A 24,930-nucleotide genomic window follows, 5' to 3' on the forward strand; every position below is an offset into this window, starting at 1 on the left:
AACATCGGTGCGACAGCGCTGGTAAACACTAAAACAAGCGTTTCCGCCGCCGGAATCCTGGGGTAGTGGCAAGTGGCAATCTTCGACAAAACGCAGCCAAAGGTAATCGCCGAAAAAGGCGAAGCGGAGTTCTCCAAGGCTTCCCTGAACAAAGACCTTTCCGCCGCCGGTTACGACCAGGACGGCAAGTTCTTTTATGTCACCATGGATAAGGTTCTGTTCGACGACCCGGTCAGCACCATCAAGACGGTGCTAGACGCCCACGGCTTTGTTCCCAACCTGGAAAACATGCTCGCCTGCCTCGATAGCTTCGCTTTTGCTGCCTATGCCAAAACCGCCACCAGTCGCGCGGGCTCGATCCTCAAGGTCAGCGAGTACAACGCCTGCATCCGCTTCGAGCTTCCGCAAAAAAACAGGATCGGCGCGATCCTGCAAAGCTTTTACGACGAGATTTCCAAATACGAGTCCCAGAGCGGAAACGAGACCTGGCGGCCCGATCCGGAACTGAAAAAGCTCAAGGACTTAAAAAGCGAAGCGGCTGAACTCAAACGGAAAAACAAGGAATTGCAGGAACAGGTCAGCGCGCTGACCCTCCAACTGAACAGGGAGCAGAAGTCACTGAGCCGGGCATCGCGAGCGCTGGACTCCCAGAAGGTGCTGCCGGACAACGTGCGCATCTGCAAAGTGGAACAGGTGGACCTGAAGCGCCGCACCGTGAAACTGAGCAGCCAGCGCAAGGTATTTGACGTTCCCACCCACCTGTTGGACCGGGTCCCCCAATTCCAGGCCCGCTGCCTGGCCATTTTCGATGAAGAGCAGGATGTACCGCTCGGTATCATCTTTCTGGACAACCAGGTGGCATCCGATGTGGAGCGGCGGACAGCGGAGCTGCTTTACGTGGAAGGTGACGCATTCAAGGCCAGGGATTCCCGGCGCAATGAACTCCAGGTAAAGGCCGTCAATGACCTGGAAGCGGATACCATCAAGAGCCTGCGGCGAGGCATGAAGGTGCTGGTATCCATGAGCGAAGGCCATGTGGTGCACTTCTCCGTGCTCAGCGAGTTACAACCGGGCGATTTTCTTGTCCGCGTACTTGAACAGTTTGTCGTCGGTGACATAGGCCGCAACCAGCTGGTCGCCGTGACCGACGATTAAATTCCAGCCATGAATCGGGAAAATCCGTGAACAGTCTGCTCAACAAAGAATACCTGACCGTATCGAAGAAGCGCTTTGATCCCATCACCGTAGTGTTCAGCGTCGGCCTCTTGGTGGCTGTGCTGTTCAATGCAGTGGGCATGGATCTCGGCGCGGGCACCGATTCCCAGGAACTTATTCTCTTCAACGATTTCCGCAGCTTCTTTTTTGTGGTGGGCGGCACTCTCGGTGTTCTCCTCTTCCAGTTCGATCTGGAAACACTGGTGAAAACCATCATCCTGGTATTGCGCTCCTTCTTTGCCAATCCGGTCAAGCACCTGAACCCGACCATTGAGGAGCTGGATGAAACCATCATCAAATCCCGCAGCATCATGGATCTGCGGGAGGGCAAGGAAATCACCGGCGAGCTGCTCAACGACATCATCTACATGATCCGGCAAAAGCTCTTCTATGAGGAGATCGAGGATTTTGTCGGCAACCGGATCGCCACTATTTTTATGGGCCGTAAAACCGCCGCGGCGCTGCTCAACAAAGGGGCCAAGGTCGCACCGGCGCTCGGCCTGCTGGGTACCGTCATCGGCCTGATCGAGGTGCTGCAGTCCCTGGACGATCCCGCCAGCATCGGTCCGGCCATGTCCCTGGCCCTGATGACCACCGCTTTCGGCTCGGTGCTGGGTTCACTGGTTTTCACGCCGCTCGCCGGCCGGCTGGAACATCACAACAGTATTTACGTGGAAACCCACAAGCTGCTCATGAACCGGATCAGCGTGCTGATCCGCCGGGAAGATCGCCTGTTGGACATGACCAAAATGAACAGGAAAGTCGACGAGACATGAAGCTGGAGCAGCTGACCGGGCAGGACGAAGAGGGGCTCGATTCCTTTTACATCAGTTTCGGCGACCTGATGGTGATTCTGTGCGTCTTCTTTGTCATGCTCCTGTCCATGAGCAAGGTGGACGTGGGTTCCTTTGAAAGACTTCGCAGCGTAATGACCGGGAGCACCGACGATACCCTGGTGGAACTGGCCGAATCGCTGCGGGTCATCGTTGAGGAATCCCCCGGCGTCCCCGGCGCCTCCGTCGAACTGGCGAAAGACGGTGTCAGGGTGAACCTGGATACCGCCGCCCTGTTCGCGCCGGGCAGTGCCGTGATCAAAAGCCGCGCCCTGGATTCCCTGGAGCCCCTGTTGGACGAGATTCACCAGACCGACTACCAAGTGGACATCGAGGGGCACAGCGACGACGTGCCCTACTACCGGGTGATTGACGGGGAAACAGAGACCAACTGGAGCCTCAGTGGCAAGCGGGCGAGCAGCGTGATTCTTCACCTTCTCTCCATGGGCTTTTCGTCCCAGCGCCTGCGCGCGGTAGGCTATGCGGATACGCGGCCGGTGGTGGATGTGACAGGTATAAGCGGTGCGGCACTGGCAGAGGCGCGGGCGCGCAATCGCAGGGTATCCCTGTTAATCCGCTAACGGTAACTACTCAGCCCCTGTAGGAGCGGCCGTTGGCCGCGATCAACCATTGGATCTCACCAGACATCGATCGCGGCCAACGGCCGCTCCTACAGGGAAAATCTGCGTCACGGCGTGAGTAGTTACCCGCTAACAATGTAAAAGTAGAAGGTAACATGGCTATACCGGCATTACGGCGGCAAGGCACCGAACTGAAGCTCACCAAACGCGCGGACCGGCGCAATGTGTTCCGCATCGAGCGTTTCAAGAACGACCACGGCCTCCAGGTTTACGCGCTGGAAAACACCGCCGAGGGACGAAAGATTTTTGTCCCGCGTTTTGTATTCGGTCGCTTTCGCGCCTGTATCCGCAATATCCTCAACGAAGAGATCAGCAAACCAAGCCCCCTGCCCTTCGAAAGCTCGGTAAGCTTCCTCAATCGCGACTATTACTATTTCAGATCTTCCGCGTCCGACATCGAAAACCTGATCATCCAGGATATCGAAGAGCGGGAGGGGTCCTCCGGCTATATAACCGTCAGCCGCAGCAGTCTCCAGGTACTCGATAAGCTCCTTTACAGCGACAGGCTCCAGCATCCCAACGACGTACTGGAGGAGATCATCGCCTACCACAAGCTGTTCCAGTTCAGCTTCGCAAAAGGCAGTAAGAGCATTACCAGCGACCTGATTCTCCGCAAGGACGTCCTCCAGTCCATTGAACGCTACACACCCAGTCTCGCGCAGAAGGTCGTGGCGGAAGAGCTGAAAGAGCAGGACAAGGAGCAGTCAAAACAGCAGCCCGGAAAAGCCGCGCCCAAACGCAAGGCGCAAGCCAGTCTTTACAAACCCAAGCTGGGTGAGCGCTTCAACGAGAAAGACATCAGGGTCGACTACGAGGAAATTTTTGACGGTAGCCGAGTCGCACTTACAAGCAGCTCAAAGGACCCGGATGGGGAGTCGGAAAAAAGCCAGAAGGGCGGAGCGCTTCTGTCCCAATTCCCCGCACCCCTGATGGCCACCGAAATCAAGGCCTTCGACAGTGGCAAGTTCTACTTCGAACTGAGCCCGGAACAAGCCAGTGAATTCAGGGAGCGCTTTATCAGCGATCGCGCCGCCGAGTTTTTTGTGGGCTTTGAAATCGTCGACGCGCTCTTCACTTACAACCGCTCCCTCAGGAGCTTCCGCTTTCCCCTGTACTACAGCAAGGTGCGCATCCGCGAATCCGGACGCGGTGTCTACCTGGAGTCCGTGAAAGACGGGCTATTTCACCTGAACTACCTCGCCCTGGCCCATCTGGTGGAAGAATTCAGCGAGACCCGGGCCGGCATCGATCCGGTGGACCGTTTCTTCAAGACCCTGCTGGCCCAGGATATCAGCGTGGACCGCCTCAATGACCGTATCCGGGTCTCCCGCTATCTTCCGGTCAAGGAAGCGGTTTTTGATCGTACCCGGGAAATTCTTTTCGGCTACCGGGACGAAAACGGCAAGGGCGGCATTTTCGCGGACCTGAATGTGAAGGGCATCGAATGCGACCTGCAGAGCGTTTACCTTTACCGTGCGCCCAGGCTGTTGAACCCCATCGACCAGGCGCTGGACCTGGATCTCGACCAGATAAACGCCGCGGCACACCGCTCAAGCAAACGCTTTTACAGTTCCCTCCTGGGCCGCTTCCTGACGCCGGAACAGGCACCGGCAACAACCGGCGCGGGTGACTTTGCAGCACAGACCTGGATGCCCGGTCCGCTACCCCAGAGCACCCGCAACCTGGTGGACAAACTGAATCACCACGACGTGGTGCTTCTCGAGGGGCCGCCTGGAACCGGCAAGACCTTCACCATCATGAACCTGGTGCTGCACTGTATCAACAGCGGGCAGAGAGTCCTTGTGGTCAGTGACCAGCAGGCGGCGATCGAAGCGCTTGTCGAGAAACTGGAGGACTACCTGATTGGCGACGAGCGGGGCAGCGCAGCCGAGCGCAAGTGGAAGGACCTGCTGTTCAGCGCCATCAAGGTGGTGGACAAGGTGGAAACCGGCGATCAAAGCCTGGAAACCCTGCTCAGCGGGTTATCGCGGACTTTCAAAGTGCAGGAGCCGGAACCCGCGCCAGCGCCCAGGGGAGAGAAACTGGAAAAGGAGATCCGCCAGCTGGGAGCCAGGATCGACAAGCTGAAAAGCCGCATAAGCGCCACCATGCTCGACCAGGTGGGCGAGCATGTGCCCTTTGATCGGCGTGTACTCGGGAAGACCGGGAGCAACGGCGACCTGAACAGCCTGCAGGAATTTCTGAGTCTGATTCTCGACAAGCAGGGCGCGCAGCGAAGGATCATTGAAGCCTTCGTAGAGAATCGCTGCCAACTGCGTATTGGTATGGCCGAGTGTTACAACTTCTTCAGGATTCCGGGCAGATCCAGGGGCCCGACTGCCGACTTCGACGCCGAAGTTCAGATACTCAGAGAAGACCTGCCGATCCTCGATCAACTCCTGAAGGCCAAGCCAAAGACCCTGGAGGAATTCGAGGCAATCACCCGGGACCATCCACGCCACGAGATCATCCGCCACCTGCACGAGCTGATGCAGAATCACCTGGCCAGGCGGGGAACCGGGCTGGGCCGCCTGCTCGAAAAAGTCCGCCAGCTCTTCCGGCAGCCGCTGCAAAAGAATGTCAGCACACTGCGCAAAATGGTGGCGGACCAGATCGAACTGCTCGAACAGGCACAAAGCTGGTCCGCGGAACTGCTGAACCTGCTGCGGGAACTGCACGAGTCCATCCGCCTGGGTGAAACCAATCGCGCACTGGGCCTTTACCGCAGTGTCTGCGGGCAGCGCCGGGTGGATATCGGCAGCGCGGGCGGAGCGTCCATCCAGGGCGACCTGGAGGAACTGAGTGATCTTTACCGGCGGCAGGATAAGATCGTGCGCGAGCGCCTGGTAGAGAAACTGCGCGGCATAGTGTCGGGGGCGACCACTGCAAAGCGACGCGCGGGCACCAACAGGATCACCAGCATCATGGCCCTGGTGGATGACCTGAAACAGTTCAGTACCCTAAAAGAGAGCGGCGCCGTATTCGAAGAGCTGCGCCGGAAACTGAGCGACACCTTTCCTGTGTGGCTGGTACGCAAGCAGGCGGTATCCTTTCTCCTGCCCTGCACGGAGCAGAGCTTCGACCTGGTGATCGTGGACGAAGCGACCCAATGCCGAGTGGACGACTCCCTCTCCCTGATGTTCCGCGCAAAGAAAATGCTGGTGGTGGGCGACGACAAGCAGACGGTATTGCAGAAAGATTCGGTGATCGACGATTACCTGTTCAAGGATCACGAGCTGGACGAACACCTGCGCTCCACCCAGGCCCGCGGATTCAAAAGCGGTGGCTCCCATATCTTTGCGCTGGTGAAGACCATCCGGGAAGCCTCCGTGCTACTCGACGAGCATTACCGCTGCCCGGCGGACATCATCGAGTTCTCCAACCGCTACGTGTACGGAAACGAGTTGAACATCATGCAATGGAGGCTCCCGGAGCATCCCCCGGCGGTGGCGGTGGATTACAGCGAGCAGGGAGTGAAAACCTCCAAGAAAGCGACCAGCGGAAAGTTCAAGGGTATCGAGACGGCCATGGTCGACCGCTTTATGGACTATGTGGTGAAGACGGTCAAGCAGATCGAAAAGAGCAGCGGCAAAAAGATCAATATGGAAACGGACGTGGCACTCTGCTACTTCCTGCTCAAGAACGAGCCCTACGTCAAAGCAATCAAGGACACCTACCTGCGCAAATTGAAGCGGGGCGAGGATGTGCTGGATGGTGCCGGCGCCGCCCTGCAGGGCAAGGAAAGGGACTATATTTTCTATCTCTGGGACATCACCCGCTACAACCTGGGCGCCTTCAAGCAGGGCGATGATGCGGACAAGCGCAAAGGCGAACTCAACGTACTCATGAGCCGCCCCAAGAAAAAAGCCTTCCATTTTCTGCACCGCAACTTCGAGCAACTGGAGCACAGCCGCACCAATATCACAAACTACCTGTGGGGCAGTCTCAAACGACAGGAAGAAGACGGGACGGCAAAGAACCACAACACCAGTGCACTGCAAGACTCCCTGCTCGGCGCCCTGCTGAAACTGACCCTGGGCATATCGAGCCAGCGCAGCATCCGCGAAACGCGGCAAAACGTCGAAGAGGAACTGATCGACTTTCGCAGCGAAATCCGCGTCGGGGACGCGGGCCGGGTCGTCGACATGATCGCCTTCCCGCGCGGCAACGCCAGCCAGGTCATTGGCCTGGTGGACCTGAGCGGTTTCGGCAGTGAGGCCGAGGTTGGCCAGAAGGTGGTAGACTATTACTTCCAGCTGAAGCGCGTCTCACCCCGTATCGAGCCGGTCTTTATTTTCCCCCACGAAGCCATCGACGAAAACGGCCAGACTTTCCGTTCCCTGCTGCACAAGCTGGAAAGTATGGATCTGAGTGAGAGCGCAGAGGCTCCAATGTTGGAGCTTGCCTGATTCGAATAGCGCCAGGTTATTTGTCTGTATCGCTACATGCCAACAGCTGAATTCAGCGGCATCCATCTACGAAAAATACCTCCTAAATTATTGATTTTTAAGGACCCCAGTATGATCAAAAGCACCTTTATAAAAGTATAAAGCCAACCTGTACGACCTATCTGTATCTGTTGAAAATAGCGGAAATTTATTTCCAAATGCTCAATATTCAGCCGATTACTACCAATTGCAGCACCTCTTTCAGGTTAAAAAATAGGCCTCCGAAGAGGCCCGCGCTTTTGTATAACTCCGTCACTTCTCATCAATATGCTATGGGCAAGTTTCCATACCCAATACCCAATCCGTCAAAACGCTCACAGCTTCATTGTCTACCAGCGACGTCGCCAGCGGCGGCATACGATGACCGCTTTCTACACTACTTTGCATTCTCGTCAGCAGAATCGAACCACTGGGATTACCGGGCACAATAAAACGCGCATCGGGATTACCCAGATCATCCTGCGGCACCACATTACAGATATTCATTTGAGCCAAAGGCGTTTCAAAGCGCAAGTCCATGCCGCCTTCTCCGGTACCACCGGGCTGATGGCACTGGGAACAATTACTGTGCAGATAACTTTTTGCCCGTAATTCCAAATCAGCACCCAGGTCGTCAAGCGCTACCATGCTGGTATCGTCCAGGTGTCCCGGCACAGGGTTGCTGAATACACCCACAGCTTCCAGGGTATCTACCTGATTGGCGCTGCGCCCCGTTTGCGGATAAGTGAAATCGTGATTCAACTGCAATACTTCAGGACCCAGGGCAACGTTTTTCACCTGTGTATGGCATTGCCGGCATTCGGCGCCGCTGGGAAAATGCCAGTTCAGGCCGGCCACGCTATCATCGTACGTACCGGGCAATAAATCGGCATCACTTTGATCCTCACGCCATTTGTAGCTGTAGCCCGCCCAACCGCTTTGGTGCCGCATCAGGAGGCGAGTCTCGATCATTATCCCCGTGTGATGAAAATCTTTTACCAGCACCGTCCCCATGGGAAAATCAAAATCTCCATTGGCACCTACCGTAACGGTCTCTCCATCAGGCAGTGCCATCCAGCGATCTTTTTCCGCGCCATCGGACCACAAAGGGCTGATCACGCTGAAGGGGATCAGACCGGCACTGACCTGATCCGGATTGTCCGGATCAACACAACCGGTTTCAGACAGGAGCGCCGGAATATTCGAATTGGGTGGCTCAGTACCCTGGGGTTGAAGCTTTAGGATACTACGGCCGTCACCGGGAAAAGCCAACAATACAAACACTTCACCGGCATGGTCCTGTGCGAAGGCGACGATAGAACCCGAGGCAGGCGAGGCAACTGTTGTCCGTACATAAGTATCACCCTCGGGCGTCAGGGTAAAAATATTGCCGGATCCGAAGTCGCCAAAAATATAAGCGCCATTCAGGCCCGGCACCTCGATACCGCGATAAACATAGCCGCCGGTAATGGAGGTACCCACGTCGCGTGGATAGTTATGGACGGGGGCGATAAAGGCACTGCAATCAGTTCCGGCATTGCAAAGGTTGCCCTCCATCTGATTCCAACCGTAATTGCCGCCATTGACAATATGGTTCACTTCTTCCCGCGATGACTGTCCTACATCCGCCAACCACAGGACATCAGACTCGCGATCAAAACTCCAGCGAAATGAGTTGCGTAGGCCATAGGCATAAATTTCCCCGGCACCGCCACCGCCGGCAAAGGGGTTGTCCGCCGGAATGTTGTAGCTGCCGCTAGCGGGATCGACATCAATGCGCAACATGGCACCCAACAGCGTATCGGTATTCTGGCCATGACCCAGGGGATCATTACTGCTGCCGCCATCACCGAAGCCGATATACAAGTGGCCGTCCGGGCCAAAAGCGATATCACCGCCATTGTGATTGCCGAAAGGCTGTTCTACCTGCAGAACAATCTGTTCCGAGTCAGGATCGATCTCTGCATCGCTGGTCATGGTGAACTGGGCAATAGTGGAAAGCCCTGCACCACTTCCACCAGGCGCGGTATAGTAAATATAAACCGCGCCGTTGCTCGCTACTTGGGGATGGAAGGCAAAACCCAGTAAACCGCCTTCGCTGGGGGAAGGCAATTGGCTGACGCGTGCCGATATATCCAACACTTCGATAGCGGTGTTTACAGCGGGATCATTATCAAAGCGCAGCACCCTTCCCTGCCGGGTGGTGACATAAAAATACGCATTGTTGTCCGGCAATTGGTACATGCCCATAGGAAAGTCGGGCATGGGAAGATCGGGGAATACATCTGTCAGGAGTAGGGAGTCAGGTGTACTGCCAGGTGTTGCCGGTGCAATACAGTCAGTATTGGTGGGACGATTATCCAGGCCTGATTCCTGCGTGACATCGTCATCAGGTGGAGGGGGGTTGTCGCCTCCATCCCCTCCGCCTCCCCCGCCGCCCCCACAGGCGGCCAGCAGCAACGATAGTACAACGAAACAGAGCCATTTGGCTGTTGCCATACTGCCTCCAATTGAACGTATAGAGGTGAGAATGTCCCGACTCTATCACACTTCAATATGGTGTTCTGCGAGCATGAGCATAAACGTACCGGCTGTCGCTCTATAACTACTTCATGGGCAGTCTTGGCGCACATTCCCTCACACTGTTACACGTTACAAAGCCCCCGGCAACTCAGTTCACAACGGTCTGGCCAATGCGGGCTAAAATCTGGTGAAGTCCCGGGATACAAGACAAGGATTGACAAGCAGGATATGAAAATTGTCGTTCTGGCTCTATTGATGTCCTTTCCCCTCGCGGCCGACGCCCGCTCCGCATGTGTAATACTGCTGCACGGACTGCTCCTCTCCGACGGCTGGATGGAGAAAATGGAAAAGGCGATTGCCAGGGCCGGCTTCGCGACGGTGAACGTGGACTATCCATCCACCAAATACCCCATCGAGGAACTGGCCGGGCCCGCCATAGCGCCGGCCCTGGACCGCTGCCGGGGCTACGATGAAATCCATTTTGTCGCTCATTCCCTGGGCAGCATCCTGGTGCGCTATTACCTGGGCCGGGTGCCGGTGGAAAACCTCGGCCGGGTGGTGATGCTGGGGCCGCCGAACAAAGGCAGCGAGGTAGCGGACAGGCTGGAAAAGTTACCCGGTTTTCACTTTGTCTTCGGCGATGCCGGCCAGCAACTGGGCACCGGCCGGCGAAGCCTCCCGAAGAGGCTCGGCGCGGCAAATTTTGACCTGGGAATTATTGCCGGCATCTGCAGTATCCACCCGTTTTTCTCCCGTATGATTCCCGCAGTCGACGACGGCATTGTCTCGGTGGAAAGCACTCGACTCCAAGGCATGCATGATCACTTGCAAATACCAGCAACCCACCTGTTTATGATCAAAAATAAAGAGGTGATCACCCAGGTGATCCACTATCTCAGGTGCGGGGAATTCAATCGGTCATAGAACTGCAACTACCAGACTCGACCGATAACAACTCTGCGGCTGGTACGGTCACTTTGTCTCACGCTGTCTCGCATGGTCAATGCAGGATTTGGGTTGCGGCGCCGGCGAATTTTCGACCCTCATAGGTAACTACTCCCTCCCCGTAGGAACGGCCCCTGGTCGCGATCAGGATTTGCCTCTGTAGAGAGCCTGATCGCAGTCATAAGCCGCCCCTACATGATGGGCGATGGTGGACGGGCCTGGAGCTCCGCGATCCCCGGTTCGGGATTACTGGCAGGATATCTTTCCCAGCGCCAGCCCATAGTCAACCAACTCAAGGAACTGGAATGATTGCTCGTTAGAACTGATACCCCAGGCGTATACCGTACTCGCGAGGTGCGCCGTAAAATTCATTAATATCGAATTGCCCCGCGACATACTCTTCGTCTGTCAGGTTCGTACCGTAAAGCTCAGCTTTCCAGGCCTCGTTTGTCAGGGTCAACGAGGCCGACAGCAAGCCGTAGCTCTCAATCAGGTCGGATACCGGTGAATACGAAAAATACGTGTACTGGTCGTCTATGTATGCGTAGTTGACCCGGGGCGTCACCCTCAGTTCATCAAGAGTAATATCATACTGTACGCCGAGACTGTAGGTCAGCTCCGGAGCGAACAGCGCGTCGCCACCTCCGTTCGTTTCGACAAAAGGCGTGTAATCAAAACAGGCAGGGGGAGACGATGGCATTCCGCCCGGACATTGTGGCCCCAGTGTACCCAGCGGCAACCGGCGAGTGTTGACAAACGTTAATGCCCCGAGCTTGGAATCGGAATAGCCGATATTGGCGTCGAACGACAGGCCGCCGAATACAGCCTGAACCTGGGCCTCGAGACCTTTGATTGTCATATCGTCAAGGTTCTCGACACCGACGAACCCCGTGCTGGTTTCGAGGATGTTGAACTGGAAGTCTTTGTAGTCGTTGTAATAAGCAGTGACCTGGGTCCTTATGCGGCCCTTGTAGAAGCTCGCTTTCCAGCCCGCTTCATAGCTGAGGACTTCCTCAGGGTCGAACTCGGACGTCGTGGAATTGAACCCGCCGGGCTTATAGCCACGCGAGGCCAGGCCATAGATCATATGGTCTTCTGAAATCGTCCAGTTCAGAGCCGCCTTGCCCGTGTTTCGATGATCGACGTGATCGCCGGATAGGTCAGCCACCTGAAGCCCACCCGGAGGGAATATCGGGATGCCTCGACCGATAAAGACACCGCCTGTGCCCTCCGTATCATATCCGGAATGCCGGCCTCCCAACTGAAACTCCAGGGCGGGTGTCAGATCATAATTGACCTGGGCGAAATACCCTGTGGTAATCCGCTCGTTCCTGGGCAGGATATCAGTCGGAAAACCGCCCTGGCTTTCCTGGATTTCCACCTCGATATCGTTCTTCTGGTAGTACACGCCCACAACCCAATCGAGCGCGCCGTCGGTTGGGGAAATAATATTGATTTCCTGGCTGAGTTGCTTCTCTCCCGCAAAATAGTCCTGGCTGATATCACCGCCGACAGATAGCGGCGCCGGCGATGCGTCGACGTCGTAGAGGTTGTTCAGGCGCTTGTGCTGGTAGCCGGTGAGCGAGCGCAGCACAACACCGTTATCCAGCTCGTAGCGCATCTCCAGGCTGGTTATTTCAGCCCGGTCACGGTTGGCTGTGGGTTCATCGTAATGAACGTTACGAAATCCCTCGGGCTGGAAAGTTGCGAACTGTGTGTCCGGCACCGGATGATACGGATAGCCACCTGTCTTGCGGTCGTTAAACTGGGATTTCAACAGCAGTTCGAAATTGCCGGGATTCCACAACACGCCCACACGGGCCCCGTACTCGTCAAGCTTGCCGGCGTCGTTGTCCAAAGGGCCGAGATCGTCGTAGTAGGTGTCCCTGCCCCGGGTGAAACCAGCAAGACGAATAGCCAGGTTTTCGGCTACGGGAATATTCAGGGCGCCCTCGGCTTCACGGTGTCCATAGTCGCCGGCGCCGATTTGGCCGTAGCCACCAAAGGTTCCGAGCTCCGGGTCGCGGGTGTTGAGAAAGATCGCGCCGCCGGTGGAATTACTCCCCACAAAGGTTCCCTGGGGTCCCCGGAAAACCTCAATGCTTTCCAGATCGTAGAAACTGTTTGCCTGCACAATCGGCGGCTGGAACAACCCATCGACATAGGTTGCCACGCCGGCGGTAACATTTGGTGAATTACTCGCGATACCTATGCCACGTATATTCACGTTCAACGTAATGCCGGCATCGGTGATGGATAGAGACGGTGCCACGTTCTGGAGATCGCTCACCCGCGCAATCGCCTTGGCCTTTAAAGCATCGGCATTAAACGCCGAGGCCGCCACCGATATGTCCTGGAGATTTTCGGTACGACGCTGCGCCGTGACTGCCACCTCTTCCAATATTGCAGTCTTGTCAACCCTCAATCCAGCAGGTTGAGCCAGCGCCGGAACACCGGCAACACCGGCGATACATACACAAAGCAATTTTCTCTGAAATATCATGCTAGCGTCTCCTCTTTACCCATTATTATTTTTTTGGAATTTTCCGTCCCCTTTTTACTGCGGACGCCAGGTCGACACTGCATCGAAGAACGCGAAGGCTTCCTCTAACAGATGCCGGTCATCGCCGGGCGGATAGTAACTGAGCTTTACAATCACGGTTTCCGTAGCCGGATGAACGTAAATATATTGACCCTGCAGACCGATCGCCGAATACGCCTCGCTGTCGGCGACTGTCCACCACTGGTATCCGTAACCGCCGGGACCAAAAGCCTCGTCTTCCGGGCCCACGGAAGTCGTCGATAGCTCCACCCATTCCGGTGACACGATCCGGTCGCCATTGATCCGCCCCTTGTTGAGCATCATGGTCCCGATTCGGGCGAAATCCCTCAAGGTGGCGTTAAAGCCCGCACCGCTGAATTCGCGACCGGCTCCCGGCTGCCCGTCCATGATGTAGAAACCATCGACCTCCGCTCCCAGCGGCTCCCAGAGGCGCGAGGTCGTGTAGGAGGCGACTGTACCGCCGTCGCTGATCCGCTCTATCAAAAGGCCCAACACGGCGGTATCGATGGTCTTGTAGGCAAAGACTTCCCCCGGCTCGTGGGCGCGCTTGATGTCCCTGGCCACATCGGCAAACCGCGCCACGTTCTTGACGAGCGCCAGGATATGATTGCGTGCTGCGATGCCGGGATTGTCAAAATCGTATCGCTCCTGGTAATCCACACCCGAACGCATGGCGAGAATCTGCCGGATGGTCACTCCCTTATAGGCACCCGCCTTCAGCTCCGGAAGATAGTCGGTGATATCATCATCCAGGGAGCGGATGCGTCCCTCATCCAACGCACGTCCGATCAGGATAGAAGTAATGGACTTGGTCATCGACCAACCGGTAAATCGGGTTCGAGCATCGGTATTGTTTCGATAGTTTTCGTAGACGATGCGCCCGTTTTTCATGATCAAAAGGGCGTTGGTGAAATTTCTATCCAGAAACGCTTCAGGCGTGTAGGTCTTGCCCCGAAAGTTGTAGGTGAAATCGAGAGCGGTATCGTCCGCCGGCAACGGCGAAACCTGGCCGGAGCGGGGGACCGTGCGAGTAGTGAAGAGAGTATCCATGCTGCGGAATGTCAGGGTGTTGAGGTCGGGTTGCAGCATTGCCCAGCGCGCGTTCTGGATAGCAACCGGAACCTCGGATTCGGGTCCCACCGCTGCCACGTACTCATTAAGTGTTTGCGACGCGACAGGACTGGCCCAAAGTGCGACGGTCAATATGCCAAGACTTATCCCCCACGAGGACTTGCGGTTATAAATCATATAAATTCAACCTGTTGTTATCGTCCAAAGTTGGCAAAGGCCAGTTTTCCCACCTGCGGTAAGGCCTATGAGCGGCTACGCACGTTTTCGCATGGCGGAAACTGGGAATAACGCTCCTTCTGGAGAGTAACCAGGGAGAAACCTCCGCTCAATATCCCATTTGGGATATAAAACGGCGCGAAAACAGAAAGTCGGAATTATAGAAGGGAAGCTTTCGCCGAAACGGACATACACAATAGTTTAATGAGGTCCGATTGGCGGGAGGTTTTGGTCTTGGAAAAAACGCTTTTAAGCTGGATACGTGTGGTACCGACCGAGATACCCTGCTGGTTGGCATAGTCGGCCAGCGAAGCGCCCTCTGTCAAAGCGGTTGCCAATCGCGCTTCGGCGGGCGTCAGACCGAACAATGTCGCGACATCCGCCGGTGACAACCCTAGCACATCATTTCGCTCTGAAAGATAGACCGGCACGATGACGCCCTTCTCCATTGACACCTCATCGGACAAGGACGGCGTGTAGGCCGGAGCGACCAGCAATTGCAACGGCCGGGAAGCCCCGTTGCCGATGGTCATGATACCGCGCCGGCCGTTCGGTTCACCCCGGACAGCGCATTCCAGCAAGCGGCAGAACTCTGCGTGAGTTTCCCCCGAGACACATTGAACCCGCTCCCGGCTCAATGTCAGGTGCGACGACCTGAGCAGAATCCTGCGCGCGTAATGATTGCTCCAACGTATTTTGCCGACGCTGTCCAGCAACAACAGGCCTGTGCTGAGATTGCCGACAGTGTGCGAGAGCATTTCCACCTGCTGGCGCAGCCGGAGGGTGTTCTCGAAGCTTTCCACCGCCTGTTGCAAGTGAGGTGCCAAATCGTACAGGAACCGTTCCTGCGCGCGGGTGAAGTCAACGCGCTCTGCCGCCGGCTTGTGCATGATAAGGGAGAGTAAGCGGCCGGGGTCGTATTCCAACGACAACAACAACTCCTGTCCCAACCCCAAGGCGTGCAAGCGCCGATGCAGCGCAATATATTCCGGGCAATCGGGGCTGAAGATATCCCGGTCCCTGAGTACGCAAACACCGGCCTGGGGCCTCGCGGTCAAATTCAGGTCCAGACGCGGATTTCGATCATTATTAACAACCCAATCATGCAATGCCCTGTGGGAGAAAGACCAGGAGTCGCGCACTGACCACTGTTGCCTCAGGTGGTCATCCCGGACCTGATACATTTGCAGGGAAACATTCTGTACGCCGAAGTGGGCACGAATTTTGTCCAGCAGATTGCGCCATTGGCCAGGCTGCATGGCGCATTGGTACAGATCCGGCAAGATACGGTTGAAAAAGTGATCCATGCCCTCTCCCCCGGCCCTTCATATCTCAGTAGGCGCCTTTGCTGTCCGTCTTTATTGTTGTGTCGCGCCCCATTGGTAACGTTACGGGATGCGAACTGGGCCCCAACCCGCCATCCTGGCGATGCAAGCTATATTGGGTCATAGAAATAATACCCCCTTCCCGGCGCTCCTGCACCAACCTGCGGCGGTACTTCGTCCGCGGCAGTCGGACCGGGACCGCCAGGGAATGATTGGCGGCGGTTGATTTAGATCAAAAGCCATATACCTCGAACGGAGTAATCTCACGACGTTGTCATATTAAATTGGCCGTACCGGTCTGTCTGTCATTCCGGTCTTCGAGGACGTGACCATGAATGAAACCCTGATAGAGCTCTCCCGGCTGCAGTTCGCGCTGACAGCCATGTACCACTTCATCTTCGTTCCCCTGACCCTCGGTCTCAGTTTTCTGCTGGCGATCATGGAATCTGTGTATGTGATGACGGGCAAGCAGATCTACCGTGACATGACGAAGTTCTGGGGCAAGTTGTTCGGTATCAACTTCGCCCTCGGCGTGGCGACGGGCATTACCATGGAGTTCCAGTTCGGCATGAACTGGTCCTATTACTCGCATTATGTGGGGGATATTTTCGGGGCACCGCTGGCGATCGAGGGGTTGATGGCGTTTTTCCTGGAATCAACTTTCATCGGCCTGTTCTTTTTCGGCTGGGAGCGTCTGAGCAAGGTGCAGCACTTGACGGTGACCTGGCTGGTGGCCCTGGGCAGTAACCTGTCGGCGCTGTGGATACTGATCGCCAACGGCTGGATGCAGTATCCGGTAGGCAGCGCATTGAACATCGAAACCATGCGGATGGAGATGCAGAGCTTCAGCGAGGTGCTGTTCAACCCGGTTGCCCAGGTGAAGTTCGTGCATACCGTCTCCGCCGGCTATGTGACTGGTGCAGTCTTTGTTCTGGCGATTTCGTCCTGGTACCTGCTGCACAACCGGAACGTGGCCTTTGCGCGACGCTCCTTTGCCATTGCCGCCAGCTTTGGCCTGGCCGCGGCGCTGTCCGTCATCATCCTTGGAGACGAGAGTGGTTATGAGCTGGGCGATGTGCAGAAAGTAAAACTGGCCGCGATCGAGGCCGAGTGGGAAACCCATGAACCGCCGGCGGCCTTTACGCTGTTCGGGGTGCCCAACGAGGCCACGGAGAATACCGACTACGCCGTCCGCATTCCTTGGGTCATGGGGCTTATCGCGACCCGGTCGTTCGATGAGGAAGTCACCGGCCTGAAGGAACTCAAGGTGCTTCACCGCGAACGCATCCTCAGTGGCATCAAAGCCTATGACCTGCTGGATGAGATGCGCGCGGGCACCGCAACGGAGGAGGAACAGGCGGTGTTCGAGGCCAACCAGGCCGACCTGGGTTATGCCATGTTGCTGCAGCCGTTTACCGAAGAAATCACCCAACCCTCCGAGGTCGCGCTGGACAACGCCGTGGAGTACAGCATTCCCAAGGTGACGCCGCTGTTCTGGAGCTTCCGGCTGATGGTGGCCTGCGGATTCATCATGCTGGCGATCTTCCTTTATGCCTTCTGGTCCAGCACCCGGCACCACATCTCCAAGCCGCGCTGGTTCCTGAAAGTGGCCCTGTTCAGTCTGCCGTTACCGTGGATCGCGTCCGAAGCCGGTTGGTTCGTGGCTGAATACGGTCGCCAACCCTGGGCCATCGCCGAGGTCCTGCCGATCCACACCGCGGTCTCCAACCTGGCCGTGAGCGATGTGGTGCTGACCCTGGTGGGCATCACCCTGTTCTACACGGTGATGTTCGTCCTCGGTTTTTATCTGATGCTCAAATTCGCCCGCAAAGGCCCCTATGGTGATGAATCGGGCGATGAGCATGAAGGCGACGTGGATTACGGTTTGCAAGGAGTACAGTCATGATTGATTACGAAGTCTTGCGCGTTATCTGGTGGCTGCTGGTCGGCGTACTGCTGATCGGATTCGCCATCACCGACGGCTTCGACCTGGGCGTCGGTGCCTTGCTGACCCTGGTCGGGCGCACGGACGAAGAACGGCGGGTGATGATCAACACCATCGGCCCGCACTGGGATGGCAATCAGGTGTGGTTTATCACAGCCGGCGGGGCCATTTTCGCCGCCTTTCCGATGATCTATGCCACGGCCTTTTCGGGATTCTACCTGGCCCTGTTCCTGACGCTGGCCGCGCTCTGGATGCGGCCCCTCGGATTCGACTACCGCAGTAAATTGACCAATCCGACCTGGCGCAGAGCCTGGGACTGGGCACTCTTTGCCGGCGGCATCGTTCCGGCGCTGATTTTCGGGGTCGCCCTGGGCAACGTGTTGCAGGGCGTGCCGTTCACCTTTGACGAGATCCTGAAAGTGACCTATCACGGTTCTTTCTGGGCCCTGTTGAATCCGTTCGCGTTGCTGGCGGGACTGGTCAGTGTCGCCATGCTGTTGATGCACGGTTCGGTCTGGCTGCAGTTGAAAACGGCCGATCGGTTGTTCGAGCGGGCACGGGGATTGAGTGTTTTGCTGGGGCTGGCCACGGCGGCACTGTTCGTATTGGCCGGAATCTGGGTCTCTGTGGGCATCGACGGCTATGTTCTGGTTGGCGCTGTGGATGGACTGGCCGCTTCCAATCCGATGAACAAGGCCGCCGTGCTGGAAAGCGGAGCCTGGCTGAACAATTACGGCCGCTTCCCCTTGCTGATAGTGGCCCCGTTGTTGGGTATCGGCGGGGCATTGGCGGTGGCCTGGCTGAGCCTCGGGTGTCGCAGCGGCTGGGCTTTCGTAGCCAGCAGCCTGAGCCTGGCCGGCATCATCTTTACCGCCGGCGGGTCGATGTTTCCCTTCATGTTGCCAAGCTCTGCGAACCCATCCATGTCACTGACGGTTTGGGATGCCTCGTCCAGTGAGACGACCCTGATGATCATGCTGGTGGTGGCCCTGATATTCGTGCCGCTGGTATTGGCCTACACCGCCTGGAGTTTTTGGGCGATGCGCGGTCGCATTCTCGAACAGGATGTAACCGATGCGAAAGCCCATACCCCTTACTGAGGAATTCAACGATGTGGTATTTCACCTGGATATTGGGCGTCTTGCTGGCCTGCAGCTTTGGCATCATCAACGCCATGTGGCTGGAAGCGACGGAAAACCTGGACCGTCCGATCGAGCAAGACGATTGATGAAGCCCCTGGTCGTATTCCGGGGAGCTGAATGATGGGCCCCAAGACAGAGGGCGCGGCGGAACTGGCCTGGCTGGATGCGCAAATCCAGCCATTCCAAACCTGCTGGCGATGGCTGATGGTTATCGCCCTGTCCGGTTTGGGAGTGACCCTCGCCCTCTATGCGGTGTTGGCCTGGCAGGTCGATGCCCTGCTGGTATCGGGGCGGTGGCCGGGCGGGGCGATGGTTGCCACCCTGGCGGGCCTGGTGGTCTTGCAGTGGGCCTTGTCCGAACTGAAGCTGAGAAGGCGCCAGCGCCTGGCTGCCCGGTTGACCGGAACGCTGGCGACAGCCCTGTTTCGGCAGGGAGCGGACAAGGGCTGGGTCTTGCTCCGGTCCTGTTCGCCCTCCGCCTGGTACGACCTGCTCACAAAGCGGCTGATGGCCGTCGAGCATTACCTGATCGACTATCGGTTGCAGCGTCGGCTGGCCACCCTGTTGCCGATATTCATTCTGGCGATTGTGCTGCCGATCAGTTGGCTGGTCGCCCTGATTCTGTTCATCACACTGCCGCTGATGCCGCTGTTCATGTGGATCGTGGGAGTGGGGGCAGCCGAGGCGCAGCGCCGTCATTTCACAGCGCTCGATCGGCTCGGCGCCTTCTTTATCGATCGGCTGCGCGGTGCCGGATCGCTCTGGGTGCTGAATCGCTCCGAATCGCAGTACCAGCGTTTTCGCCTGGCGCATGGAGAGCTGGAGCGCCGCACCTCCGACGTGGTGCGGCTGGCGTTCCTGTCGGCCTCGGTGCTTGATTTCCTGGCGACGCTGTCGGTGGCGCTGGTGGCGGTATACATCGGCTTTTCGCTGCTGGGCGAATTGAACTTCGGCCATTGGGATAGGCCGCTCACTTTGGGAACAGGCTTGTTCCTGCTATTGCTGACACCAGCGTTTTTCGCGGAACTGAAAATCATGGGCCGGCTCTACCACGCACGGGCCGATGCCCTGGCCGCCGCCGAGCGGTTGCGTCCGATCCTGCAGCGCCCCCTGCTGGGCGACACCGCCTCTCCACAAATCCGGTTTGATCGGCTCGAGACCGGGCATTGGCAGGTAATGGGTTATGAGGGAAATGTCCTGATCGAAGGCGATGACCTGCACCTGCATCGAGGGGATCGTGTATGGCTTCAGGGGCCGTCCGGCAGTGGCAAATCCGCCTTGCTGGACGCCCTGGCCGGGCGGCGGCCGATTGCCGGAGACTGGCATTTAAATGGTCGACCGGTGACGCATTTGAAAGCGCTGACAGACTCGGTCGCCATGCTGGCCCAGCGTCCCGTCATCCTGCCCGGTACCATCGCCGAGAACGTCACCCTGGGACGGGCGGATGCCTCGGCGGCGCGGCAGGCCTTGAGTCTGGTCGGACTCGATGACTGGCTGCGACAGCAGCCCGACGGACTCGGTACCCTTCTGGGAGAATACCCGCCGTTGTCCGGCGGCCAGGCCCAGCGGCTGGCCCTGGCCCGAATCCTCGTGTTCATGCCCGACATCGTGCTGCTGGACGAACCGACGGCGCACCTGTCGGATGAGGAGCACCAGGCCCTGGTTACCTTGTTGCAAAATCGACTCAGGCACTCGACGCTGGTCTGGGTATCGCACCGCCCCCTGAACGCGGCTTTCTTCAATCGCACCTGGCACGCCGATGGGGCGGGGAGGATGACCCGTGTCGCGGCCTGACTCCCCGCCCCGCCGCTGGCAAACCGCCGGCTGGCTGCTTGCCCTCACACACACCGCCGTCGCGCTGGCCTTGTTGGCGCTGTCCGGCTGGTTCATTGCCGCGTCGGCCCTGGCGGGTGCCTTGGGCCTGGCGGCCCATTTCAATTACGTTGTTCCGTCGACGCTGATCCGGCTGTTGGCGTTCACTCGGGTATTGTCCGGTTACGGTGAGCGCTATGTCGGGCACCTGGGTTTGTTGCGTCGATTGGGCGAGGTGCGCGAAGGGTTGTTTCGGCGGTTGGTGGTCGACCGGGGCGTGACACCCTCGGCGGAAGCCCTGGACCGGGTGGAGGAAGACGCCGATGCGCTGGCCAGCCTTTGGGTGCGCATCTGGCATCCGCTGGGCAGTTTGGCCATGGTGCTGGTGAGTCTGGGGGTCGTTTTCCTGGTGTGGTGGCCATCGGTGTTCCCGATCTGGCTGGGCTTTTCCCTGGCCGTGGTCGGGGTGTTGGCATTGGCTTGGCGCGGGGGGCGCCGGCAAGCCCATGCCCATTTGCTGGCCGAGGCGGATTTGCGCTCCCACTGGCTGGATTGGTCCCGGTCGGCGCCCATCTGGACATTGATGGCGGACCGGGGAGCGGCCACCCGACCGCAATCCGCCTGGGAGCGGTGGCAAGAAGCCCACCTGACGGAAGAAGCGCTGGCGCAACGCTTGGATCACGGGCTTTCCGTGTTGGGTTGGCTGGCTGTTTTGGCATTGGGGGTCTATGTCTATCGGCTATCGCCGGATGTCGTTGGCCAGGCTTTGTTACTGGTGCCGATATTGATTTGCCTCGCCGCTCGGGACTGGTTGTCCGGGGCGGCCCGGGCTTTGCCGGAGTTGAGCCGGTTGCCCCTACGTCGATCGCGGGTGGAAGCCCTGCTGGCCGATCCCGGTTCCAAGGCGGAATCCTTCCCGCCGCAACCCGGCAACACACCCGTCGATCTGGCGTTCGAAGCCTACCGCTGGCGGCGCGGCGACCGCCGGGGCCTGCCGCTTACGATCCGCCTGAAAAGCCCGGGGTTGATATTGCTCGAAGCCAGTTCCGGAGCCGGTAAATCCAGTTTGTTCGAGGCGATGCTGGGCCTCATTCCGGAGAACGGTGGCTGGCGATTGAACGGTATCGATTCACAACGGCTTTCAGCGCCTGCACGACGGGCTTGGTTTCATCTGTGCGAGCAATTCGGGCATGTATTTTCCGATACGCTGGCCGCCAACCTGCGCCTGGCCCGCCCGGAGGCGAGCGATGCCGATTGCCAGGCGGCGCTGCGTTGGGCTGGTCTCGACGAGTGGGCGACGGATGCCGGGCTGAATACCTGGATCGGCGAACCGGGGCGGCCCTTGTCCGGAGGGGAGCAAAAGCGATTGATCCTGGCCCGCGCCTGGCTGCGCGACGCGCCGGTCTGGTTGATCGATGAACCCTTCGAAGGGCTGGACGAAGCCTTGCAGGAACGTCTGGCCGAGCGGCTGCAGGCGCTGTCTCGTCAACGCCTGCTCATTGTGGCTTCTCACCGCGTACCGTCCGGTTTGGCACCGGACGGTTGCATCCGTCAGTAAGTGCTTCTCATCAATAATTCCGGCCCTGGTTGGATGACTCGTCGCCAGGCCCCTTACAATATAGGGTCACGATCAGCATCCCGAAGTTGTTTTTCTACCCAACGATTAAGAGCCTGATCGCGGCCATGGGCCGTTCCTACATTGTGGGCGGGCCTGCGGCCCGCGTGCGGAGCTGGAGCTCCGCGGTCCCAGGTTCGGGGTTACTGGCAGGTTACCTTGCCCAGCCCCAGCACATAGTGCATATCGTTTGCCAGGGGCGAGTTGAAGGGTTCTTCGCCGTATTTACCTGCGGTAGCGCTGATGTAGTCCACCAGGTTCTGGCCGGCTTCGGCCATCTGCGTGCTGATGGTGTCCCGAGACGCCTGGGAGTAGTCCGCGGGGAGGTCCGCCACCGTGCCCCAGGCATTGGTGATTTCCATCGAGTCGTCACTCAGGTTGCAGGCGCTGTCGGAGAGCCACACAAAGGTGTCCTCGGCGCGGAAGCTGCTCTGATTGTCGGTATCGTCGGAGGTGTAGTTGTCGCGCGCCAAGTCGTTACGCAGGGTGTCCAGCGATACGCCGTGGTCCTGGTTCACCATCAGAGCGTTGTTCTGCCACAGCACCTGGGCACCGACCCGGGCGCTGAAGACGTCCTTGCGGTAGTTCATAAACAGGTTGTTGAACGCATGGGTGCGGCCGCGACGTATCAGCGGCACCCGGCGGGCGGTAGTCCTGAAGGTGTCGTAGTGATTGTCGCGGGTGACGAAGGCATTGTGGTGCATGGTGGTGCGAATCTGCGCGTTGATCTCGCGAGTATCGCTGGAGCCGTGCAGGCTCGCGCGCTTCACATCCATCAGCCTATTGAAGGACATGGTGATGTGGTGGGCGCCCTGCTTCACATCGAAGGCGGAGTCGCCGGTGAGGTCGAAGGTGTTCTTGTGAATCCAGACATCCTGGGTGGCGCTGCCGGTGGAGCGGATCATATCCGGGTCCAGGCCGTGGTCCTCGGTGTGGCCGGCGCCGCGGAAATCCAGGTGGGTGAGGATCACATTCTCTGAGCCACCGCTGTCGGTGCCCACAGTGAAGCCGCTGAAGCGGAAATAGGCCCCAGTGAGGCGGCCGTCGATGGTTTTGTTGGCACCGATAACCGGGTTGCGGATGGGCAGGCTCTGGTCGTTCAGACGGTTGTTGAAGAACTCCGCCAGGCAGGCGGCCCCTTCACTGAAGCCCTTGTCTACGCACCACTGGTGGTAGTCGATGCACTGCGCTTCAGTGCCTCCGATCGCGGTCTGCACCTCGGTTCGGTCGCAGAAGTTGCGATACATGGCGACTTCGCTCTCGTCGGCGAAGTCGAATTTGTCGAATACGATCCAGTTGTGTTCGTCGCCGGTGATGGCGTCGAGGATCTGCTGTTCAACCGAAGTGCTGCCGTTCTTGGTGATCACGGTCAGCTTGCTGCCGCCATTCGGATCATAGCCGCCGAGGGCGTTTTCACCGTAGCCAACCGCACGGCCCAGGGTTTTGGACAGACACTCGACGATTTCCTGCTCGGTATCCAGCTCCGTGGAATCGCGCCAGTTGACATTGGGATCGGTGGCCAGGGTGCGGCATTCCTCACTGATACCCGCGGTGCCGGGGCTGCCGCTGGACGAGCTGGAGCTACTACTGGAGGACGAACTCGACGAAGATGAGGATGAACTCGACGAGGACGAGGAGGAGCTCGACGAGGAGGAACTCGATGAGGAGGAACTCGACGAAGAGGAACTCGACGAAGAGGAACTCGACGAGGACGAGCTGGAAGAAGACGAGCTGGAAGAAGACGAACTGGAAGAAGACGAACTGGACGAGCCGGTGTCGGAGGAACCACCGCCCCCGCAGGCGGCGAGTAGCAGGGATGCGGTCAGGGCCAATGGTGCGGGAAACAACTTCATTGAAGGTTCCTTAGTGGAGCAAATTAAAAATATTTTGTAGGGTAGGTAAGCGAAGCGCGTCCACCATCTCTGCGACACGATTCGCTTTCAGTGGATGGACTCAGCCTATACATCTTACATTTTATTTCCCCATTTACTTTGCTCTGTAGCACAAAAAAGCCCCGCGAATGGGACGAGCATACCGGGCAGTGTTTTGAGCACCGCCGCCAGTGGATCGAGGACCGATGGCTGGAACTGGCCGAGGTGTTCGCGCTGGATGTCTGTGCTTATGCAATGATGAGCAATCACTACCATGCAGTGCTGCATATCCGAAGAGCAAGCGGCTGGCTGGGCTCTGCGCGAGGTGGTGGAGCGCTGGCATCAGTTATGCAAAGGTTCTGTGCCCTCCCAGCGCTTTATCTGCGGTGAAACCCTGGATTCCGCGGAACTGGCCCGCCTTGCAGAAGTCGCCGACGGATGGCGGGCGCGGCTGATGGATGGCACTGTTATTCACTACCCGCCGGCATAACATCATCCACTGACTGAATTCATTGAGCCTTGTTACCGGTTTGAAGCCATGCCTGTTTCATTTTTCAGTTATTGGGTGTCCTGCTCTTCCCTTCCTCTTCTTCTCTTTCCTGACAAATCAAGAATGAAAAATTTCTCGCCGTTGCAAGGGCACGGGAACCGCCTTACGGCGTAACTTGCTGCAAACAGGAAAAGGGTTGTCAAAAAAAAAGCCTGCTTCCGGCGAACCACCGGAAGCAGGCTTTTGTGAGACAGTTTACCTCAATTTATGAGTGGATTACTCAAGCGACCACTGTT

Annotated in this window: 17 protein-coding genes; 12 read left to right on the top strand and 5 right to left on the bottom strand. The window is 57.8% G+C overall.

Annotated features, from left to right (window positions below; translation table 11 throughout):
* The first annotated feature begins 72 nt into the window (after positions 1-72).
* The 4 genes from FHS09_RS10305 to FHS09_RS10320 all read left to right on the top strand — a co-directional run bounded on the left by FHS09_RS10305 (position 73) and on the right by FHS09_RS10320 (position 7,098).
* The gene (locus tag FHS09_RS10305; RefSeq protein ID WP_183459491.1) at positions 73-1,155 is read left to right on the top strand and encodes a hypothetical protein; all 1,083 of its coding nucleotides are present in this window, start codon (positions 73-75) and stop codon (positions 1,153-1,155) included.
* 26 nt (positions 1,156-1,181) lie between these two features.
* A complete protein-coding gene (locus FHS09_RS10310) occupies positions 1,182-1,991 on the top strand; it encodes a MotA/TolQ/ExbB proton channel family protein (protein WP_183459493.1) in 810 nt (269 codons plus the stop codon).
* Complete coding sequence (locus FHS09_RS10315; RefSeq protein WP_183459495.1) at positions 1,988-2,629, top strand: OmpA/MotB family protein; 642 nt, start codon at positions 1,988-1,990, stop codon at positions 2,627-2,629. The genes FHS09_RS10310 and FHS09_RS10315 overlap by 4 nt, the downstream gene beginning before the upstream one ends.
* 155 nt (positions 2,630-2,784) lie before the next feature.
* Positions 2,785-7,098, top strand: a complete 4,314-nt coding sequence (locus FHS09_RS10320) for an AAA domain-containing protein (RefSeq protein ID WP_183459497.1) — start codon at positions 2,785-2,787, stop codon at positions 7,096-7,098.
* 309 nt (positions 7,099-7,407) lie between these two features.
* Here the strand turns inward: FHS09_RS10320 and FHS09_RS10325 are convergent, their stop codons facing one another.
* Positions 7,408-9,615 carry a PQQ-dependent sugar dehydrogenase gene (locus FHS09_RS10325; protein ID WP_183459498.1) on the bottom strand — a complete coding sequence of 736 codons (2,208 nt, stop codon included), beginning with the start codon at positions 9,613-9,615 and terminating at the stop codon, positions 7,408-7,410.
* 252 nt (positions 9,616-9,867) lie between these two features.
* Here FHS09_RS10325 and FHS09_RS10330 point away from each other — a divergent pair, with 252 nt between their 5' ends.
* Positions 9,868-10,563, top strand: coding sequence for an esterase/lipase family protein (locus FHS09_RS10330; RefSeq protein ID WP_183459499.1), 696 nt, complete (start codon positions 9,868-9,870; stop codon positions 10,561-10,563).
* A 337-nt stretch (positions 10,564-10,900) separates the two neighbouring features.
* Here FHS09_RS10330 and FHS09_RS10335 read toward each other — a convergent pair whose 3' ends face one another.
* From FHS09_RS10335 to FHS09_RS10345, 3 genes are all read right to left on the bottom strand, one after another.
* Positions 10,901-13,087: a TonB-dependent receptor gene (locus FHS09_RS10335; RefSeq protein WP_183459500.1), complete on the bottom strand. Its 2,187-nt coding sequence runs from the start codon at positions 13,085-13,087 to the stop codon at positions 10,901-10,903.
* A gap of 54 nt (positions 13,088-13,141) precedes the next feature.
* The gene (locus FHS09_RS10340; protein WP_183459501.1) at positions 13,142-14,395 is read right to left on the bottom strand and encodes a serine hydrolase domain-containing protein; all 1,254 of its coding nucleotides are present in this window, start codon (positions 14,393-14,395) and stop codon (positions 13,142-13,144) included.
* A gap of 197 nt (positions 14,396-14,592) precedes the next feature.
* On the bottom strand, positions 14,593-15,741 hold the full coding sequence (locus tag FHS09_RS10345) for a helix-turn-helix transcriptional regulator (RefSeq protein WP_183459502.1): 1,149 nt from the start codon (positions 15,739-15,741) through the stop codon (positions 14,593-14,595).
* 349 nt (positions 15,742-16,090) lie between these two features.
* Here FHS09_RS10345 and FHS09_RS10350 point away from each other — a divergent pair, with 349 nt between their 5' ends.
* From FHS09_RS10350 to FHS09_RS23250, 5 genes are read left to right on the top strand one after another with little or no spacing between them, the layout of a single operon-like run.
* Positions 16,091-17,665: a cytochrome ubiquinol oxidase subunit I gene (locus tag FHS09_RS10350; RefSeq protein WP_183459504.1), complete on the top strand. Its 1,575-nt coding sequence runs from the start codon at positions 16,091-16,093 to the stop codon at positions 17,663-17,665.
* The gene (gene cydB / locus FHS09_RS10355; protein WP_183459505.1) at positions 17,662-18,804 is read left to right on the top strand and encodes a cytochrome d ubiquinol oxidase subunit II; all 1,143 of its coding nucleotides are present in this window, start codon (positions 17,662-17,664) and stop codon (positions 18,802-18,804) included. The genes FHS09_RS10350 and cydB overlap by 4 nt, the downstream gene beginning before the upstream one ends.
* A gap of 11 nt (positions 18,805-18,815) precedes the next feature.
* Complete coding sequence (gene cydX, locus FHS09_RS10360) at positions 18,816-18,932, top strand: cytochrome bd-I oxidase subunit CydX (protein ID WP_183459506.1); 117 nt, start codon at positions 18,816-18,818, stop codon at positions 18,930-18,932.
* 31 nt (positions 18,933-18,963) lie between these two features.
* Positions 18,964-20,640 carry an ABC transporter ATP-binding protein/permease gene (locus FHS09_RS10365; protein WP_183459511.1) on the top strand — a complete coding sequence of 559 codons (1,677 nt, stop codon included), beginning with the start codon at positions 18,964-18,966 and terminating at the stop codon, positions 20,638-20,640.
* Positions 20,627-22,216, top strand: a complete 1,590-nt coding sequence (locus FHS09_RS23250; protein WP_183459513.1) for an ATP-binding cassette domain-containing protein — start codon at positions 20,627-20,629, stop codon at positions 22,214-22,216. The genes FHS09_RS10365 and FHS09_RS23250 overlap by 14 nt, the downstream gene beginning before the upstream one ends.
* A gap of 200 nt (positions 22,217-22,416) precedes the next feature.
* Here the strand turns inward: FHS09_RS23250 and FHS09_RS22820 are convergent, their stop codons facing one another.
* Positions 22,417-23,640 (bottom strand): pectate lyase family protein, encoded by a 1,224-nt coding sequence (locus FHS09_RS22820; RefSeq protein WP_343057463.1) that lies wholly within the window; start codon positions 23,638-23,640, stop codon positions 22,417-22,419.
* 76 nt (positions 23,641-23,716) lie between these two features.
* Here FHS09_RS22820 and FHS09_RS22825 point away from each other — a divergent pair, with 76 nt between their 5' ends.
* Complete coding sequence (locus FHS09_RS22825) at positions 23,717-24,166, top strand: hypothetical protein (RefSeq protein WP_246394828.1); 450 nt, start codon at positions 23,717-23,719, stop codon at positions 24,164-24,166.
* A 252-nt stretch (positions 24,167-24,418) separates the two neighbouring features.
* Complete coding sequence (locus FHS09_RS10380; protein WP_183459517.1) at positions 24,419-24,634, top strand: hypothetical protein; 216 nt, start codon at positions 24,419-24,421, stop codon at positions 24,632-24,634.
* Positions 24,635-24,930: the final 296 nt, after the last annotated feature.

The sequence above is a fragment of the Microbulbifer rhizosphaerae genome (genome assembly GCF_014191725.1).
GTDB lineage: Bacteria > Pseudomonadota > Gammaproteobacteria > Pseudomonadales > Cellvibrionaceae > Microbulbifer > Microbulbifer rhizosphaerae.

Excerpts from the sequence above, each read along its gene's own strand:
- FHS09_RS10315 (WP_183459495.1), top strand. The coding sequence starts at position 1,988 with ATGAAGCTGGAGCAGCTGACCGGGCAGGACGAAGAGGGGCTCGATTCC.
- FHS09_RS10320 (WP_183459497.1), top strand. The coding sequence starts at position 2,785 with ATGGCTATACCGGCATTACGGCGGCAAGGCACCGAACTGAAGCTCACC.
- FHS09_RS10325 (WP_183459498.1), bottom strand. The coding sequence starts at position 9,615 with ATGGCAACAGCCAAATGGCTCTGTTTCGTTGTACTATCGTTGCTGCTG.
- FHS09_RS10330 (WP_183459499.1), top strand. The coding sequence starts at position 9,868 with ATGAAAATTGTCGTTCTGGCTCTATTGATGTCCTTTCCCCTCGCGGCC.
- FHS09_RS10335 (WP_183459500.1), bottom strand. The coding sequence starts at position 13,087 with ATGATATTTCAGAGAAAATTGCTTTGTGTATGTATCGCCGGTGTTGCC.
- FHS09_RS10340 (WP_183459501.1), bottom strand. The coding sequence starts at position 14,395 with ATGATTTATAACCGCAAGTCCTCGTGGGGGATAAGTCTTGGCATATTG.
- FHS09_RS10345 (WP_183459502.1), bottom strand. The coding sequence starts at position 15,741 with ATGGATCACTTTTTCAACCGTATCTTGCCGGATCTGTACCAATGCGCC.
- FHS09_RS10350 (WP_183459504.1), top strand. The coding sequence starts at position 16,091 with ATGAATGAAACCCTGATAGAGCTCTCCCGGCTGCAGTTCGCGCTGACA.
- cydB (WP_183459505.1), top strand. The coding sequence starts at position 17,662 with ATGATTGATTACGAAGTCTTGCGCGTTATCTGGTGGCTGCTGGTCGGC.
- cydX (WP_183459506.1), top strand. The coding sequence starts at position 18,816 with ATGTGGTATTTCACCTGGATATTGGGCGTCTTGCTGGCCTGCAGCTTT.
- FHS09_RS10365 (WP_183459511.1), top strand. The coding sequence starts at position 18,964 with ATGATGGGCCCCAAGACAGAGGGCGCGGCGGAACTGGCCTGGCTGGAT.
- FHS09_RS10380 (WP_183459517.1), top strand. The coding sequence starts at position 24,419 with ATGCAGTGCTGCATATCCGAAGAGCAAGCGGCTGGCTGGGCTCTGCGC.